The sequence below is a fragment of the Humidesulfovibrio mexicanus genome, from assembly GCF_900188225.1.
Lineage (GTDB): Bacteria > Desulfobacterota > Desulfovibrionia > Desulfovibrionales > Desulfovibrionaceae > Humidesulfovibrio > Humidesulfovibrio mexicanus.
Genome location: NZ_FZOC01000002.1, coordinates 39,625 through 53,727 on the forward strand (window position 1 = coordinate 39,625; position 14,103 = coordinate 53,727).

Sequence of the window (14,103 nt, forward strand, 5' to 3'; positions counted from 1 at the left end):
CGAACACACAAAAGAACATGACGCGCAGGCAGTTTCTCGCGACTCTCGGCATGGCGGGCGTGGGCCTGGCGGTTCCCGCCGCTGCCGCTGCTGCTGCGGCGGCCACGGCCCCTGCGGAAGGCGGCGAGGAGTTGGCCACCCTGCATGACCTTTCCAAGTGCGTGGGCTGCGGGGCCTGCGTGGAGGCCTGCCGCGAGGCCAACGCCCACAAGTTCCCGGAGCCGAAGAAACCCTTTCCGCCCATGTTCCCGGCAACGGTCAAGGCGGAAGACTGGTCCACGCGTCGGCATGTGGACGACCGCCTGACCCCGTACAACTGGCTCTACATCCAGTCCGCGCGCGGGCAGTACCAGGGCCAGCCGTTTGAAATCCACATCCCCCGGCGCTGTATGCACTGCCAGAATCCTCCCTGCGCCAACCTGTGCCCCTGGGGCGCGGCCGCACGGCAGAACAACGGCATCGTGCGCATCGACGACGAAATCTGCCTGGGCGGGGCCAAATGCAAGACGGTATGCCCCTGGGAGATTCCCATGCGCCAGACCGGCGTGGGCCTGTACCTCAAGCTCATGCCCACCTATGGCGGCAACGGGGTCATGTACAAGTGCGACCGCTGCGCCGACCGCGTGGCCAAGGGCGGCCAGCCCGCCTGCATCGAAGCATGTCCTTACGGCGTGCAGGAGATCGGCCCGCGTTCCGAGATTGTGGCCAAGGCCCATGCTCTGGCGCGCGATATGGGCGGGTACATCTACGGCGAGACCGAGAATGGCGGCACCAACTCCCTGTATGTGTCGCCGGTGCCCTTCGATGTGCTGGACGCGGCGGCCACCACAGGTCCGGGCAAGCCGCACCTTTCCCCGGTTGCGGACATGATGGCCGACGAGGACAAGCTGGCCCTTGCGGCGCTGCTTGCCCCGGTGGCTGGCGTGGTGGCCGGGGCCTTGCGCCTGGGCTCCCGTCTTGCGGGCGGACGCAGGCCGGATCCGCCGGAGGGCCCGAAGCCTGACTCCGGAGGCGGGGGGGCGCGGCCTTCGGCCAGTGAACTGCTGGCCGGGGGGTTCGGCAAGGGCTTCACCGATGGCGCCTCCCCTGCGCCCAAGGACGGCCAAGGCGGCAAGGAGGGCGGCAAATGAGCACACAGCATGGTTTGCGTCCCGTATCCCGTCTTGTGGCCTGGTTCTATGTGGCCTGCGTGGCCCTGCTTGCCCTCACCGGAACCATGCAGATGCCCATAGCCAGCCGCTACCGCATCGTGGCCGTGCCTGGGCTGGGCTGGCTGGGCGACTTCTGGCTGACCCACAAATTGCATTACCTGGGGGCGGCGCTGCTGCTCTTCTTGACCGCATACGTCGTTACCCGCTGGGCGCTGGAGTGGCGGCGCACCCATGCGCTCACGGCTTTGGGCTGGACGCGCGCGGCAGTGCTCGGCTTGCTCATCGTCACAGGCGCGGTGCGCGTGCTTAAGAACCTGCACGGGGTCAACTTCTCGCCCCAGCCGGTGATGCTGGTGGACTGGACGCACCTGGGGCTGGCGTTTCTGCTGGGGTGCCTGGCCCTTTGGCGCAAGCTCTCGGGCGGAACGTACTGGACGCAGGCGGGGGCGCGGGTCCGGCAAGAGTCGCGGCGCGGGGCCCCGGTGTCCTGAAATTTGGCGTAGCGTGCAGGATGAAACAAGAAGGCCATGCGCGGAGAGTCGCGCGTGGCCTTCTGTCGCGTTTGGGAAAAGCGGGCCTAGATGACCAGGTTGTCCTGCTTGATTCCGGCCTCCTCGGCGGCGGCGATGACATCGCGCAGGATCTGCAGGGTTTCGCGGGCCTCCACCGGGTCCAGCTTGCGGATGGCGAAGCCCGCGTGGATGATGAGGAAATCTCCAGGAGCGATGGTGTCGTCCAGGATCATGAGCGAGGCGGTGACAGTGGTGTCGCCCTCGCCCACGCGGCAGGTGGCCACCTGGTCCTCAATGGAGATGACTTCAGCGGGAACGGCTAGGCACATGACATTACTCCTGGTGGGCCGGGCTGTCGGCCCGTCTTGCCGGGGCGGGGTTCGCCTTCTTGGCGTAGGTGCCGCCGGCCTTTTCGATTTCCTCCAGCACAAAGCCCATGAGGGCCTCCTGGCGCTCCTTGGCCACGGGGGAAAGCTCCAAGGCCATGGTGTGGAAGTCTTCCGGCTCCATGCCGACGATGACTGCTTCCGGTCTGTTGCCGACGATGTCGCACATGACGAGGGTGTCCACCAGGTCGGTCTGGTGCATGGAGTCCTTGAAGGCCAAACTCTTGCGAAGATCCTCGCCCACAAGGCGGTAGACGCTTCCGGCCGGGCCGTCGCCCAGCACGGCGTCCACCACGATGAGCAGGTCGCTGTCCATGATGGGGTCCATGAGGCGCGTGCCGAGGGTGCCGCCGTCCATGAGGGTGACATTGTCGGAAAAGTCATAGAGGCGGGTGAGCTCTTCAACCGCACGAACGCCGATGCCCTCGTCGGTGAAGAGGATGTTGCCCACGCCGAGAACCAGGATGCGTGTTTTTGTGTCAGTCATGGAGCCTCGTTTTGGGAAAAAGGACGGGAATCCGGCGAACCGGATTCCCGTCCAATACAGGATGGCGTTACGGTTTACAACACCTTGAAGCTGGCGGTCTTGCCGGTCTTGGCGTCGAGCACGTGCACGCCGCAGGCGATGCAGGGGTCGAAGCTGTGGACCGTGCGCAGGATCTCGACCGGACGGGCCGGGTCGAAGATCGGGGTGCCCATGAGGGCCTCTTCCACGGGGCCGAGTTTGCCGGCCGCGCAGCGGGGACCGAGGTTCCAGGTGGAGGGCACCACGAGCTGGAAGTTCTCGATCTTGCCCTTCTTGATCTTGATCCAGTGGGACAGTGCGCCGCGGGGGGCGGTGGCGTAGCCCACGCCCTCGGCCTCGTCCGGCATCTTCCAGGGGGTGTAGAGTTCGGTGTCGCCGCTCTTCACGTTGCTGCTCAGAGCCTCAAGCCAGACCGGGATCTGATTGGCGGTGACCAGGCATTCGATGGCGCGGGCGGCGGTGCGGCCCAGGGTGGAGAACAGCGCCGCGGGGCCAACGCCGACCTTGGCCAGGACCATGTTCACCGCATCCACGGTGGGCTTGTGGCCCTTGGCGTAGGCCACGAGCATGGCGGCCAGGGGGCCGACTTCGCAGGACTCGCCGTTGTAGCGGGGAGCCTTCATCCAGGAGTAGCGGTCCTTGTCCTCAAGGCTGGTGTACTTGGGTTCGGTGACGCCCTGGTAAGGATGCAGGGCCTTGTCGCCCACGTACCAGCTGTGCTTCACATGCTCCAGAATCTGGTTCGGATCGAAGGAGGTGGGGTTCTTGAGGTCACGCTTCATGATGAGGCCGGGAGCGAAGAAGCGGGCGTTCAGGTCGTACTCGTCGGTGGGGAACTCGCCGAAGGTCAGGAAGTTGGTGGTTCCGCCGATGGAGCCCCAGTCCTTGTAGAAGGTGCCGATGGCGATGACGTCCGGGATGTAGAAGTCACGGATGAAGGCGGTGACTTCGTCGGTGAGGGCCTTGTACTCGGCCATGCGCTCGGGCTTCAGCGCGTCGTAGTTGGTGACGCCGCCCACCACGGTGAACTGGGTGTGTGGGTTCTTGGCGCCGAAGATGGCCATGGCGCGCGCGGCCTTGACCTGCATGTGCAGGGCGTCAAGGTAGTGTTTGGTGGCCATGAGGTCGGCCTCGGCGGGCAGGTAGTAGGCCTCGTTCTTCTTCTCGCCCAGGAAGTAGGCGTTGGTGAAGATGCCGAGCTTGCCGGAGGCGACCAGGGCGCCGACCTTGTCCTGCACGGCCTTGAACTGGGCGGCGGTCTCCTTGCGGCCGGCCGACAGGCTGTTGGACAGCGCGGCGGTCTTGGCGGGGTCGGCCTTCAGGGCGTTGGCCACGTTGACCCAGTCCAGCGCGTGCAGGTGATAGAAGTGCACCAGGTGGTCATGCAGGTACTGGGAAGCCATGACCAAGTTGCGCATGAGGATGGCGTTTTTGGGGATCTTGACCTTGACGGCGTTGTCCACCGCGCGGGTGCTGGCCAGGGCGTGGGTGTAGGTGCACACGCCGCAGGAGCGCTGGGTGAAGTGCTGGGCGTCGCGCGGGTCGCGGCCCTTGAGGATGATCTCCAGGCCGCGGAACAGCTGGGAGCTGCTGCGCACATCGACGACCTTGCCGTTTTCGACGACGGTCTCGATGCGCAGGTGGCCTTCAATGCGGGTGACCGGGTCGACAATGACCGGGCCGGAGAAATTGCCCTTGGGCGTGACCGGAATGGTTTGCGGTTTGGAACCAGACATATTGTATCCTCCTAATGGGGAGTTGAAGTCGCGGATATTGCCGTGCACACAACCGGGAACGAACAGTCCGGTTCAGCCTACTTCTGTTCTTCGTAGAAGGGGCTCATGGTGTCCCAGAACTTGGGCTCGGAGCAGCCGATGCAGGGGTGACCGGCCTGCACGGGCCAGGAGACGCCCACGCCCTTGTCCAGGGGGTTGAACTTCTTGGTGGGGCAGTTGTTGTAGGTGTAGGGGCCCTTGCAGCCCAGCTTGTACAGGCACCAGCCTTCCTTGGCTTCCTTGGAATCGAAGGAGGGGGCGAACTTGTCCTGCTCGAAGAAGGGCAGGCGTTCGCACTTGTCGTGCACGGTCTCGCCGAAGAACGCCAGGGGGCGCTTGAGGTCGTCGAGCTTGGGCAGGGGCTTCTTGTTCACCACGGTCTCAATGGCCGCAACCACGGTGCCGAGCAGGTTGACCGGATTGGGCGGGCAGCCGGGAACATTGATGATGGTGGCCTTGGGGAACACCTCGTCAACGCCCTTGGCGCCGGTCGGATTGGGTGCCGCAGCCTGCACGCCGCCGTAGGTGGCGCAGGTGCCATAGGCGATGGTGGCCAACGCGCCGGGCACCACTTTCTTGCAGATGTCGAGCATGGTGTGGCCGCCGATCTTGCCATAGATGCCGTTGTCCTTGGTGGGAATGGCGCCTTCGACAACGCAGAGGTAGGGCTTCTTCATGGCGTCGTGCAGGGCCTTTTCGGCCATCTCGCCTGCGGCGGCCATGATGGTCTCCTGGTACTCCAGGGAGATGACGTCCAGGATCAGCGTGTCGATGTACGGGTTGGCCAGACGCAGAATCGCTTCGGAGCAACCGGTGCATTCCGCGTTGTGCAGCCAGATCACCGACGGGCGATTGTCGGACGTGAGGGCGGCGGCGATTTCAGGAGCGAAAGCCGGACCCATCCCCATGGCCGCGGCGATAGTGCCGCAGAATTTCATGAAGTCGCGACGAGAAATGCCGCGTTCTTCAAGGCGTTTCTCGGCGCCGCTCAAGCCATGTCCTACGGAAACCTTCATACAACACCTCCAGATTATGGTAAAACGTGACGTGTACGCCTCATGACCGGAAGACCGCGACGCTCGTGTTACGAATACATATCCGGTGGCACGAACGTCATACGATTTCTAAAAAAATATACAACCATATCAGGGCTTTAGCTGCTTGTTCCATACATGAACAAGGTGGCCTTGGCAAGGTTCTGGAGGAAAAAAAGCGGAAAGGCGCAAGGGGCTTGGTCGGTAGAGAATCTGTAACCAGCCGGATTGACATGGTATCGTCCCGGGAGGACGAAGTCGTTGACGAGGACGGCCTGCGGCGGCATGCTCAGCCAAGACACACGCTTGTGCAAAAAAGCAGATCAATAGACAGCGAGGATGGGTAAATGAGCGTCATCGTGGAGCTTTCGTTGTTCCCCATGGACAAGGGCCAGAGCGTGAGCCGATATGTGGCAAAGGCTGTCGGCAGAATACGGGCCAGCGGGCTGTCGTGCCAACTCACGCCCATGGGCACCTGCATCGAAGGGGAGTGGGGCGAGGTGCTGGCCGTGGTGGACGCCTGTTTCCGGGAACTGGCGGCGGACAGCGACCGCGTGTACCTGACCATGAAGGCCGACTGGCGTCGCGGCCGGTCGGGCGGGCTGGCGGCGAAGCCGGAAAGCGTGGAGCGCGCGCTCGCTGCGCGGGGAGGGGAGTGATGCGGCGCATCGTGTGCCTGCTGGGGAGCCCCAGGCGCAACGGCAACAGCGCCGCCATGGCCCAGGCGCTGTGCGAGGCGGCGCAAAACGCCGGGGCCGAAGCGCAGACCTTCGCCTTGAACACGTTGGACTACAAGGGCTGCCAGGGATGTTTGCAATGCAAGACCAAGGCCGAGGCCTGCGTGTTGCGCGACGATTTGACCGAAGTGCTTGAGGCCGTGCGCGGCTGCGATGCGCTTGTGCTGGCCACGCCGGTGTACTTTGGCGAGGTCAGCGCCCAGCTCAAGGGCTTCATCGACCGCTGCTACAGCTTTCTGACCCCGGACTATGCCTGCAACAAGGAGAAGCGCACGCGGCTTGTCCCCGGCAAGACCTTCTGCATGGTCATTGCCCAGGGGCACCCCCGCGAGGACCTGTTCACGGACATCTTTCCGCGCTACGCGTATTTCTTCAACTGGCTCGGCTTCACCGAAAGCAGGGTGCTGCGCGCCTGCAAGGTGTACCATCTGGGCGACGCCAAGCGCCGGGACGAGGTGCTGGACCAGGCCCGCGCCCTTGGCCGCGAGCTGGCTATTGGCCCGTCCCCGTCGCCAGCCCGGCCCCAGGGCAGTTGAGGCCCTCCAGGCAGAACAGCCGCACCTGCTCGCGGTTGTAGATGGCGCGCAGGTATTTGGGGTCAGCCATGACGAGGCGCGCGCCGTTCGTGCAGCGGGTCAGGTGCTGGGCTTCCAGGGCGCGCACTTGGCGCGGCAGGCCGTCCACCACGAAGCGGGCCACGAAGCAGTCGCGCTCAACATCGCGGCGGGCAAGTTTCAACCCTTCCGGATTCACCCCACGGCAGGTGGCGGCCACATCAATGTCGCACACGGCCTCCACGATGCGTTTGCCGTGTTCGTCCTCATAGGTGTTCCACTCGATGCCGGTGAAGTAGGGGTAGCGCGCAAGCGCCTGCTCCACCGTGACGGTCTCGTCCAACGGCAGGCGCGCCTCGCGCACCACATCGATGGGGCTGGAACAGGCGCAAAGGAGCAGGCAGGCCAATGCGGTCACGGCGCGGCACAGCGTAGTGGACATGTACGTATCCTTGCACAGCCGGGCGCGGATTGCAACGCGGCTGGAAAAACGCTGTTCGGGGCTTGCGTTGTGCGGTGCAAACGCATAAGGCAACAGGCGAAGCCGCGATGCGGGCGTTTGCCCGCATGACGGCCGTCGAGTCCCGCAGCATTCCGCGTCACTAGCATTCCGGCAGGTTCGGCAGCACGGCGCGGGCGCACCGCGTCCGCGCACGGCAGGAAGCATATGCCTGAATGCGGGCGCTCACTTTCTGCGCGGAACGCGGCGGCCCGCCGCAAGGCTGCAGATTCATCTTCGGGGAGGGTGGGCAATCATAATGGATATTCTTTCGGTCTTGTTGGCGTTTTTTCCTGTTCTCGCCATCTTTTTCCTGCTGCTTGTGTACCGTGTGGCCGCGGACACCGCGGGCTACATCGGCTGGGGCGTGGCAGCGCTGGTGGCCTGGCTGTATTTTCAGACCCCGGTGGAGGTGGTGCTGACCGCCTCGGCGGCCGGGCTGGTGGCCTCGCTGCCCATCGCCCTGGTCATGGCGGCCAGCATCATGCAGATCACCCTCATGCAGGAGACCGGCGCGGTTGCACGCGTGGTGGCCCTCATGAAGACCATCGCCCCCGGCCAGCAGGTGGTGCAGATCATGATCATCAACGTGGGCTTCGGCATCCTGCTCACCAGTCTGGGCGCGGTCACCGTGTCCATTCTGCCGCCCATCATGATCGCCCTGGGCTACTCCACCGTTGCGGCAATCCTGCTCCCGGCCATCGGCTACGACGCCTTGTGCACCTATGCGCTTCTTGGCATCCCGGCCGTGGTGTTCGCGCAGTTCGTGGGCCAGCCCGTGCAGGAGGTCGGCCTGCACTTCGCCTACTTCATGCCGGTCATCAGCACCTGCATCGCCCTTGGGATGCTGCAGCTCACCGGCGGCGCCAAGATGGTCAGGGAAGGCCTGTTTCCCGCGCTGCTCGCGGGCGTCACGGCCGGAGGCGTCGCCATTCTCATGGCCCATGCCGGGCTGGTCACCATAACCGGAATCGCGGCCGGGCTTGCGGTCATTCTGGTGCTGGTGGCCTACGTGAAGCTGACGGGCAAGACCCTGCAGGACCGGGGAATGCTCTCCGAAAAGGACTTGGCCGCCGAGGCGCGCATCTCCCTGCCGCGCGCGGTGTCGCCCTGGATCATCCTCACCGTGCTTTCCCTTATTCTGAACGCGCCGTTCCTGCCCTTCTTCAAGATGACCTTCGTGGATTGGGCCATGCCGCTTGAGATCATCCCCGGCAATCCGGAAAAGATCCGCCTGTTCTGGCAGGCGTACTTCTGGGTGGCCATATGCACGTTCCTGGCCCTGCCCATCATGCGCGCCACGGGCGAGCAGGTGCGGCGCGGCCTGAAAACCGCCGCCAAGCGCGCCGGGCGGCCTATCATGAGCGCCTCGGTGTTCTTCGCCATCGCCTATGTCATGAACCATTCAGGCAAGGGCGCGGATTGGACGCTTGCGAACCCCATGCACAACATGATCCATGTCATGGCCAGCGCCTCCGCGAACGCATTCGGCCAGTTTTACGCGGCCGTGGCCCCGTTCCTGGGGCTGCTCGGCGGTTTCATCTCCGGTTCGGAGACCTCGTCCATCGCCATGCTGACCAAGCTGCACCTCTCCACTGCCGAGCACATCGGCGCGTCCGGCGTGGTGATCGCGGCGGGCAGCGCCATCGGCGGCGGTCTGGCCAGCGTCATTTCCCCGGCAAAGTTGCAGAACGCGGCCTCCAGCATCGACCGCATCCGCGAGGCCAGCGCCGCCATACGTCCGGCCTTCGTGGTCTCCATGCTCATTACTGGGGTGTGCGCCGTGATGACCATGCTCTGGGCCTATTAGGGCCGACTTCCCAGCCCTTGCGGGGCCTGGCCGCCGCAGCCACCGGTGGTCAGGCCCCTTTTATTGAAGCACAGACCCCTTTGACGTGCCCCAGAATGCACGATAGAGAGGCAGCATGAACATCACCGTCAAGTGCTTCGCCAGCCTTTCGCGCCACACCCCGCAGGACGCGGAGGCCTTCCCCGTGGCCCCCGGGGAGCGCGTGGCCGAAGTGGTGGCCCGCCTGGGCATTGCGCCGGAGGAATTGAAGCTGATTTTCGTCAACGGCATCCACGCCGAACTGTCCCGCCAGTTGGCCGAAGGGGACCGGCTGGGCCTGTTCCCCGCCGTGGGAGGCGGCTAGCCATGAGGAGCACAGCTGATTGCGTCGCGCAGCTCAATGCGCGCATTCTTGAGACGGCGCGGTCCAGGCGCCTGCCAGACGGCCGCGAATTGTCCGTGCTGGGGTTTTATGCGGCCAAGGAACTTGCGCGCAGCCTGCCCAGGGGGGCGCAGCGCGGCACGAGCGGCCAGCCGGGCAGACCGCGTGGCCGAGCCCTGGCCCAAGTGGAGCGCGCGGCGCTGGCCCTGGGCGTGTGGCCGGAGCGCTACCTGCGCAATTTCGACACCTACAGCGCGGCCGAGCAGCTGCGCCTGGCGGAGTCGCGCGCGGTGCTCATCGGGCTTGGCGGGCTGGGCGGCCACGTGCTGGAACTGCTGGCCCGGGCCGGAGTGGGGGCCGTGCGCGCCGCCGATGGCGACGAATTCGAGCCCTCGAACCTGAACCGCCAGTTGTACGCCACGCGGCACAGCCTGGGCGGCTACAAGGCGGCCGCCGCCGCGGCGCGGCTTGGGCTGGTGAACCCGGCCGTGGCGTTCGAGCCTGTGGCGGATTACGTGGACGAGGCGGGCATGGCGGAGCTGTCGGCCGATGCGCAGGTCTGCCTCGACGCACTGGGCGGGCTTGCGGGCAGGGCCGAGCTGGCGCGCGCCGCCGACCAGGCTGGCATTGCGTTGGTGACGGCGGCGGTGTCCGGGCAGTCTGGCCTGGTGGCCACGGTGTTGCCCGGAGGCAAAAGCCCGGCGGAGTTCTTCGGGTCCGGCGCGGGGGCGGAGGAGTCCCAGGGCACACCAGCCCCGGCGGTGGCCGTTGCGGCCTCGCTCATGGCGGGAGAGGCGCTGAACATTCTGTGCGGACGCCCCGCTGCGCTGGCGGGTAAGCTCCTCGCCTTCGACCTTGCGGACATGCGCTTCGAGACGTTTTCGCTCTAGTCTTCCTGGTACTTGGCGCGAATGGCGCGGATGACGTCCTGGATTTCCATGAAAGCGTCCACCACCTCGGGATCGAACTGGGTGCCCCGGCTGCGCAGAATCTCCTCAATGACTTTGTCTTCGGGCCAGGCGTCCTTGTAGGCGCGGGTGGAGATGAGCGCGTCGTACACGTCGGCCAGGGCGGTTATGCGCGCGGCGATGGGGATGTCCTCGCCGGAGAGCGGCGCCACGCACAGCTCCCGCACCTGGGACAGGTCGTCGGGCAGGCGGCCGGGGTAGCCCGTGCCGTCCCAGCGCTCGTGGTGGCGCAGGGCAATCTCGCGGCAGAGCTGGTCCAGTTCCGAGGTGGTGTTGGCGAAGAGCGCGGCCCCGTAGATGGAGTGCCACTTCATGAGCGCGAATTCTTCCGGCGTGAGGCGGCCGGGCTTTTTCAGAATGGCGTCGGCGATGCCCACCTTGCCCACGTCGTGCAGCATGGCGGCCAGACGCAGGGTGTCCTTGCGCCGTTTAATGGTCAGGTCGTCCACGCCCTTGCGCTTGGCCCACTGCTGGTATACCTCCGCGCTGTAGGCCCCCACGCGCAGCACGTGCGCCCCGGTTTCCTTGGGGTCGCGCATCTCGGCCATCTTCATCATGCGCAGCATGATCTCGCGCGTCATGATGCCGCGCTCTATGGTCACCGAGGCGGAGTTGGCGAAGAGCGGCGCGTACTGCAGGGCGTATTCGCTGAAGGGCTCGGGCTGGCCTTCGCGGTCCTTGGCGTTGATGAGCTGCATGACCCCCACGATCTTGTTCTGGAAGGTCTTGAGGGGCAGGGTCAGCATGGAGCGGGTGCGATAGCCGGTCTCCTGGTCCAAGTTCTTGTTGAAGCTGTAAGGCTCGTCTCCGCCCAGGCTGTAGGCGTCCGGGATGTTGACGATTTCTCCCGTCATGGCCGCGTAGCCCACGATGGACTTGTCATTGATCGGAAGGCTGTAGTCGGTATAAATTTGGCGGCTGGCCTCGGTGGCGGTGAACAGGGTGTCGTTGTGCACGTAGCGGAACCGCAACGCCTCGCCCTCCACCAGGAAGATGGACCCGGCATCGGCCATGGTCATGGCGCGCGCCTCCTCCAGCACCTTGTCCAGAATGGCGTCCACGTCCTTGAGGGTGTTCAGCTCCTCGATGACCTTGAGGATCTCGCGGACGATGTCGTATGGTTTTCTGTCCATGTACTCCACGCTGGGCTCCTGGGTTGTGTGCCTTCCGCCTTCGCGGCAGCTTGAGTTGTGAAACCGAAGGGGAAATATGTCAAGGCGAACAGAACTGATCCAGGCTGCGGGGGCCGTTTCCGTGGGCGAGGCCCTCATGCTGGCGCGTTGCGGCGTGAGTTACGTCGGCCTGCCCCTGCGTCTGCCCGTGCACCGGCCCGACGTGACGGACGAGGAAGCCCGCGCCATCGTGGCGGCCCTGGCCGGTTCAGGGGCCCAGGCCGTGCTCATCACCTATCTTTCCGACGCCGAGGAGGCGCTCGCCCTGTGTCGGTATTTGGGCGTTTCCGGCCTGCAGCTGCACGGAAACATGCCCCTTGCCCATGCGGCCCGGCTGCGCGCCGCCGCGCCGGAGCTGTTCGTCATCAAGAGCCTGGTGATCGGGACCGCTCCCGAGGCCGACATCCTCGCCCAGGCCCAGGCCCACGCCCCTCTAGTGGACGCCTTTCTCACCGACACCTTTGACCCGGCCAGCGGGGCCAGCGGCGCCACGGGCAAGGTCCATGACTGGGCCGTGAGCGCGCGCCTGGCCCGCGCCCTGCCCCGGCCCCTTATCCTGGCCGGGGGGCTTGACGCGGACAACGTGGCCGAGGCCATCCGCACAGTCCAACCCGGTGGAGTAGACGCCCATACCGGCCTGGAGGATACGCAGGGCCGCAAGGACGAGGCCCTTTTGCGGCGTTTTGTGACCCAGGCGCGGGCCGCGTTCGCCGCGCTTGGGGCGGCGGGGCTTGCCAAAGATTGCGATTCGGCGTAGAAAGCTGCACCTTTCGAGAGTTCTGGCGCGAAATGCTTTGGGAATTCCCAACGCGCCGGACGCAATTTTGAGGAGACTGCATGTCCAAAGAAGAAGCCATTGAGGTTGAGGGCGTCATCCAGGAAGCCCTGCCCAACGCCATGTTCCGCGTCGAGTTGCAGAACGGGCACAGCATCCTGGGCCACATTTCCGGGAAGATGCGCAAGCACTATATCCGCATCCTGCCCGGCGACAAGGTCAAGGTGGAGCTTTCCCCCTACGACCTGACCCGCGGCCGCATCACCTTCCGCTTGCGTTAATCCCCCCTCGCATACACGAAGCACCTCAGGCCCGCCTTTGGCGGGCTTTTTGTGTTTGTTTGGGCCGTTGGGCGACCGCGCAACGTTCGTGCCAGCCTTATCGCTGCAGCGCGTGCGCGTCCCCGCAACGTCTGGGCCATTGCCGGAACGGCTCCGCCTGGGCTATGCTCACGGCGTCCGCCGGGCTTTTCGCGCCCGCGCGGCAGGGAGGCGCGGTATGCGGCGGTTGCGGGGCGTGGTGAGCTATTTCGACGAGCGCAAGGGCTTTGGGTTCATCACCGACGAGGCCGGGCGCGACGTGTTCGTGCACTATGCGGAGATTCAGCGCGAGGGCTTCCAGACGCTGGCGCCGGGCGAGGCCGTGCTGTTCGATTTGGCCGAGGGCGGCAACGCCCTGCGCGCGGTGAATGTGGAGCTGCGCGACGAGAAGGCGCGGCGGGGGTAGGGCTTCCGCTGGACGAGGAAATGACGAAGGGGCCGTTTGGCCCCTTTTTATTGATTATCTTGAAGGTTTATCGGCAAGCTAGTGGCTTCTTCTGCTCGTTTGTAGTAGGGGTCGAATTTTGACATAATATTGGGGCTATAAAAGTCTTTTTTGGTGCCATTGTGATTGTCTGGATCAAGGTACCTTGGCTGGACAAGCTGAGGATTATTCATGAGCGGACGTTTAGTGTCGTAAAATTTTCTGTTTTGCTTAAAGTCAATATATCTATTCTTGAGTCGAGTGAGCAATTCTCCGTAATCCCAGGGGTAGATGCGTTTAAAGTCTTCTTCAGTTAGCTCGATTTTGATTGCATCTGGGTCTTTTGATGAGATGACTTTTGTTGCACTAGCTAAGCTCGATTTCTCATATTTTATATCAAGGCGTATCGCGACGGAGTATTCGCTGTCGGTGGATCCATTCTCTTTTGCAATATGTTGAAGATACTTGATAAGCCTGCTCTCGTCAGGGCTTACCGTGATTGATTCCACTTCTTTGCTCCCATCGATAAATGCTAGTGGGACAACCAGTGAGATGGAGTTTGAGAAATCCTGGCTAAACCATTTTTTCGCAAGAAGAATGAAGTTTTTAATACAAGCGCAAGATATTTCGAAAATTTGTTTTACGAGAATTGGGTTTGTATTTACGCAATGTGTGGCGTTATCTCTGATTTCGATTAAGGCGTTAACATTGTCTACTATTTCTTTATCCAAGCTTGAAGGTGTTTTTGCAATTACTGATATGCAGTTTAGAATAGAAATCGTCTTCGGATTTCCAGCCCTATTTGGGCAGAGGTACTGCCTTTTAGTCTTTTCACCTCTTTTGGTGCTTCTACTCTTGTACTCGCAGATTGATTTTTTATTATTGTTGTTATCTTTGAGTATTTTTGCTTTTAGCAATAGTTCCCATGCATTAACTGACAGTATGGCAAACGCTTCTTCTCTGTAAAAAGCGTTCGGCTTGTTGTAAATCTCGATTGCACCTATAATCGCTGCATATGATTTATCTAGGAATTTTTTACATAATGGCCGTCTCATAAGCTCACTCCTCGCACATCGGAAATGTTGACTGGGGAAAACAG

Annotated in this window: 17 protein-coding genes; 10 read left to right on the forward strand and 7 right to left on the reverse strand. The window is 63.3% G+C overall.

Translation table 11 applies throughout. From position 1 onward, the window contains the following. Positions 1–17: 17 nt before the first annotated feature. Both CHB73_RS03950 and CHB73_RS03955 read left to right on the forward strand, forming a co-directional pair. Complete coding sequence (locus CHB73_RS03950; protein WP_089273347.1) at positions 18–1,130, forward strand: 4Fe-4S dicluster domain-containing protein; 1,113 nt, start codon at positions 18–20, stop codon at positions 1,128–1,130. Then, positions 1,127–1,642 (forward strand): hypothetical protein, encoded by a 516-nt coding sequence (locus tag CHB73_RS03955; protein WP_179216886.1) that lies wholly within the window; start codon positions 1,127–1,129, stop codon positions 1,640–1,642. The genes CHB73_RS03950 and CHB73_RS03955 overlap by 4 nt, the downstream gene beginning before the upstream one ends. An 86-nt stretch (positions 1,643–1,728) precedes the next feature. Here the strand turns inward: CHB73_RS03955 and CHB73_RS03960 are convergent, their stop codons facing one another. The 4 genes from CHB73_RS03960 to CHB73_RS03975 form a co-directional block, all read right to left on the reverse strand. Beyond that, positions 1,729–1,992, reverse strand: coding sequence for a HypC/HybG/HupF family hydrogenase formation chaperone (locus CHB73_RS03960; RefSeq protein WP_089272356.1), 264 nt, complete (start codon positions 1,990–1,992; stop codon positions 1,729–1,731). A gap of 4 nt (positions 1,993–1,996) precedes the next feature. Then, a complete protein-coding gene (locus CHB73_RS03965) occupies positions 1,997–2,536 on the reverse strand; it encodes a HyaD/HybD family hydrogenase maturation endopeptidase (protein WP_089272358.1) in 540 nt (179 codons plus the stop codon). Between the two features lie 74 nt (positions 2,537–2,610). Beyond that, a complete protein-coding gene (locus CHB73_RS03970; RefSeq protein ID WP_089272360.1) occupies positions 2,611–4,311 on the reverse strand; it encodes a nickel-dependent hydrogenase large subunit in 1,701 nt (566 codons plus the stop codon). A 77-nt stretch (positions 4,312–4,388) separates the two neighbouring features. After that, entirely contained in the window at positions 4,389–5,366 is a 978-nt protein-coding gene (locus tag CHB73_RS03975; RefSeq protein ID WP_089272362.1) for a hydrogenase small subunit, read from the reverse strand. Positions 5,367–5,731: 365 nt separating this feature from the next. On the opposite strand from CHB73_RS03975, the gene CHB73_RS03980 reads away from it, so the two are divergent. Beyond that, a complete protein-coding gene (locus CHB73_RS03980; RefSeq protein ID WP_089272364.1) occupies positions 5,732–6,043 on the forward strand; it encodes an MTH1187 family thiamine-binding protein in 312 nt (103 codons plus the stop codon). After that, the gene (locus tag CHB73_RS03985) at positions 6,043–6,657 is read left to right on the forward strand and encodes a flavodoxin family protein (RefSeq protein WP_089272366.1); all 615 of its coding nucleotides are present in this window, start codon (positions 6,043–6,045) and stop codon (positions 6,655–6,657) included. The genes CHB73_RS03980 and CHB73_RS03985 overlap by 1 nt, the downstream gene beginning before the upstream one ends. Here the strand turns inward: CHB73_RS03985 and CHB73_RS03990 are convergent. Further along, complete coding sequence (locus CHB73_RS03990; RefSeq protein WP_089272368.1) at positions 6,614–7,117, reverse strand: hypothetical protein; 504 nt, start codon at positions 7,115–7,117, stop codon at positions 6,614–6,616. The two genes, CHB73_RS03985 and CHB73_RS03990, sit on opposite strands and share 44 nt — an antisense overlap. 316 nt (positions 7,118–7,433) lie before the next feature. On the opposite strand from CHB73_RS03990, the gene CHB73_RS03995 reads away from it, so the two are divergent. From CHB73_RS03995 to CHB73_RS04005, 3 genes are all read left to right on the forward strand, one after another. Continuing rightward, the gene (locus CHB73_RS03995) at positions 7,434–8,984 is read left to right on the forward strand and encodes an L-lactate permease (RefSeq protein WP_089272370.1); all 1,551 of its coding nucleotides are present in this window, start codon (positions 7,434–7,436) and stop codon (positions 8,982–8,984) included. A 115-nt stretch (positions 8,985–9,099) separates the two neighbouring features. Continuing rightward, complete coding sequence (locus CHB73_RS04000) at positions 9,100–9,327, forward strand: MoaD/ThiS family protein (RefSeq protein WP_089272372.1); 228 nt, start codon at positions 9,100–9,102, stop codon at positions 9,325–9,327. 2 nt (positions 9,328–9,329) lie between these two features. After that, positions 9,330–10,235: a HesA/MoeB/ThiF family protein gene (locus CHB73_RS04005; RefSeq protein ID WP_089272374.1), complete on the forward strand. Its 906-nt coding sequence runs from the start codon at positions 9,330–9,332 to the stop codon at positions 10,233–10,235. Here the strand turns inward: CHB73_RS04005 and CHB73_RS04010 are convergent. Beyond that, positions 10,232–11,446: a GAF and HD-GYP domain-containing protein gene (locus tag CHB73_RS04010; RefSeq protein ID WP_089273349.1), complete on the reverse strand. Its 1,215-nt coding sequence runs from the start codon at positions 11,444–11,446 to the stop codon at positions 10,232–10,234. The two genes, CHB73_RS04005 and CHB73_RS04010, sit on opposite strands and share 4 nt — an antisense overlap. 76 nt (positions 11,447–11,522) lie before the next feature. Here CHB73_RS04010 and CHB73_RS04015 point away from each other — a divergent pair, with 76 nt between their 5' ends. The 3 genes from CHB73_RS04015 (at position 11,523) to CHB73_RS04025 (ending at position 12,986) form a co-directional block, all read left to right on the forward strand. Further along, complete coding sequence (locus tag CHB73_RS04015; RefSeq protein WP_089272376.1) at positions 11,523–12,242, forward strand: phosphoribosylanthranilate isomerase; 720 nt, start codon at positions 11,523–11,525, stop codon at positions 12,240–12,242. 80 nt (positions 12,243–12,322) lie between these two features. Beyond that, on the forward strand, positions 12,323–12,541 hold the full coding sequence (gene infA / locus CHB73_RS04020; protein ID WP_089272379.1) for a translation initiation factor IF-1: 219 nt from the start codon (positions 12,323–12,325) through the stop codon (positions 12,539–12,541). Between the two features lie 217 nt (positions 12,542–12,758). After that, the gene (locus CHB73_RS04025; protein WP_089272381.1) at positions 12,759–12,986 is read left to right on the forward strand and encodes a cold shock domain-containing protein; all 228 of its coding nucleotides are present in this window, start codon (positions 12,759–12,761) and stop codon (positions 12,984–12,986) included. Between the two features lie 47 nt (positions 12,987–13,033). Here CHB73_RS04025 and CHB73_RS04030 read toward each other — a convergent pair whose 3' ends face one another. Further along, complete coding sequence (locus CHB73_RS04030) at positions 13,034–14,059, reverse strand: DUF3644 domain-containing protein (RefSeq protein WP_089272383.1); 1,026 nt, start codon at positions 14,057–14,059, stop codon at positions 13,034–13,036. Between the last annotated feature and the right edge of the window lie 44 nt (positions 14,060–14,103).

Excerpts from the sequence above, each read along its gene's own strand:
- CHB73_RS04005 (WP_089272374.1), top strand. The coding sequence starts at position 9,330 with ATGAGGAGCACAGCTGATTGCGTCGCGCAGCTCAATGCGCGCATTCTT.
- CHB73_RS04015 (WP_089272376.1), top strand. The coding sequence starts at position 11,523 with ATGTCAAGGCGAACAGAACTGATCCAGGCTGCGGGGGCCGTTTCCGTG.
- CHB73_RS04030 (WP_089272383.1), bottom strand. The coding sequence starts at position 14,059 with ATGAGACGGCCATTATGTAAAAAATTCCTAGATAAATCATATGCAGCG.
- CHB73_RS03985 (WP_089272366.1), top strand. The coding sequence starts at position 6,043 with ATGCGGCGCATCGTGTGCCTGCTGGGGAGCCCCAGGCGCAACGGCAAC.
- CHB73_RS03975 (WP_089272362.1), bottom strand. The coding sequence starts at position 5,366 with ATGAAGGTTTCCGTAGGACATGGCTTGAGCGGCGCCGAGAAACGCCTT.
- CHB73_RS03965 (WP_089272358.1), bottom strand. The coding sequence starts at position 2,536 with ATGACTGACACAAAAACACGCATCCTGGTTCTCGGCGTGGGCAACATC.
- CHB73_RS04025 (WP_089272381.1), top strand. The coding sequence starts at position 12,759 with ATGCGGCGGTTGCGGGGCGTGGTGAGCTATTTCGACGAGCGCAAGGGC.
- CHB73_RS04010 (WP_089273349.1), bottom strand. The coding sequence starts at position 11,446 with ATGGACAGAAAACCATACGACATCGTCCGCGAGATCCTCAAGGTCATC.
- CHB73_RS03970 (WP_089272360.1), bottom strand. The coding sequence starts at position 4,311 with ATGTCTGGTTCCAAACCGCAAACCATTCCGGTCACGCCCAAGGGCAAT.
- CHB73_RS03990 (WP_089272368.1), bottom strand. The coding sequence starts at position 7,117 with ATGTCCACTACGCTGTGCCGCGCCGTGACCGCATTGGCCTGCCTGCTC.
- CHB73_RS03980 (WP_089272364.1), top strand. The coding sequence starts at position 5,732 with ATGAGCGTCATCGTGGAGCTTTCGTTGTTCCCCATGGACAAGGGCCAG.
- CHB73_RS04000 (WP_089272372.1), top strand. The coding sequence starts at position 9,100 with ATGAACATCACCGTCAAGTGCTTCGCCAGCCTTTCGCGCCACACCCCG.
- CHB73_RS03950 (WP_089273347.1), top strand. The coding sequence starts at position 18 with ATGACGCGCAGGCAGTTTCTCGCGACTCTCGGCATGGCGGGCGTGGGC.
- CHB73_RS03960 (WP_089272356.1), bottom strand. The coding sequence starts at position 1,992 with ATGTGCCTAGCCGTTCCCGCTGAAGTCATCTCCATTGAGGACCAGGTG.
- CHB73_RS03955 (WP_179216886.1), top strand. The coding sequence starts at position 1,127 with ATGAGCACACAGCATGGTTTGCGTCCCGTATCCCGTCTTGTGGCCTGG.
- infA (WP_089272379.1), top strand. The coding sequence starts at position 12,323 with ATGTCCAAAGAAGAAGCCATTGAGGTTGAGGGCGTCATCCAGGAAGCC.
- CHB73_RS03995 (WP_089272370.1), top strand. The coding sequence starts at position 7,434 with ATGGATATTCTTTCGGTCTTGTTGGCGTTTTTTCCTGTTCTCGCCATC.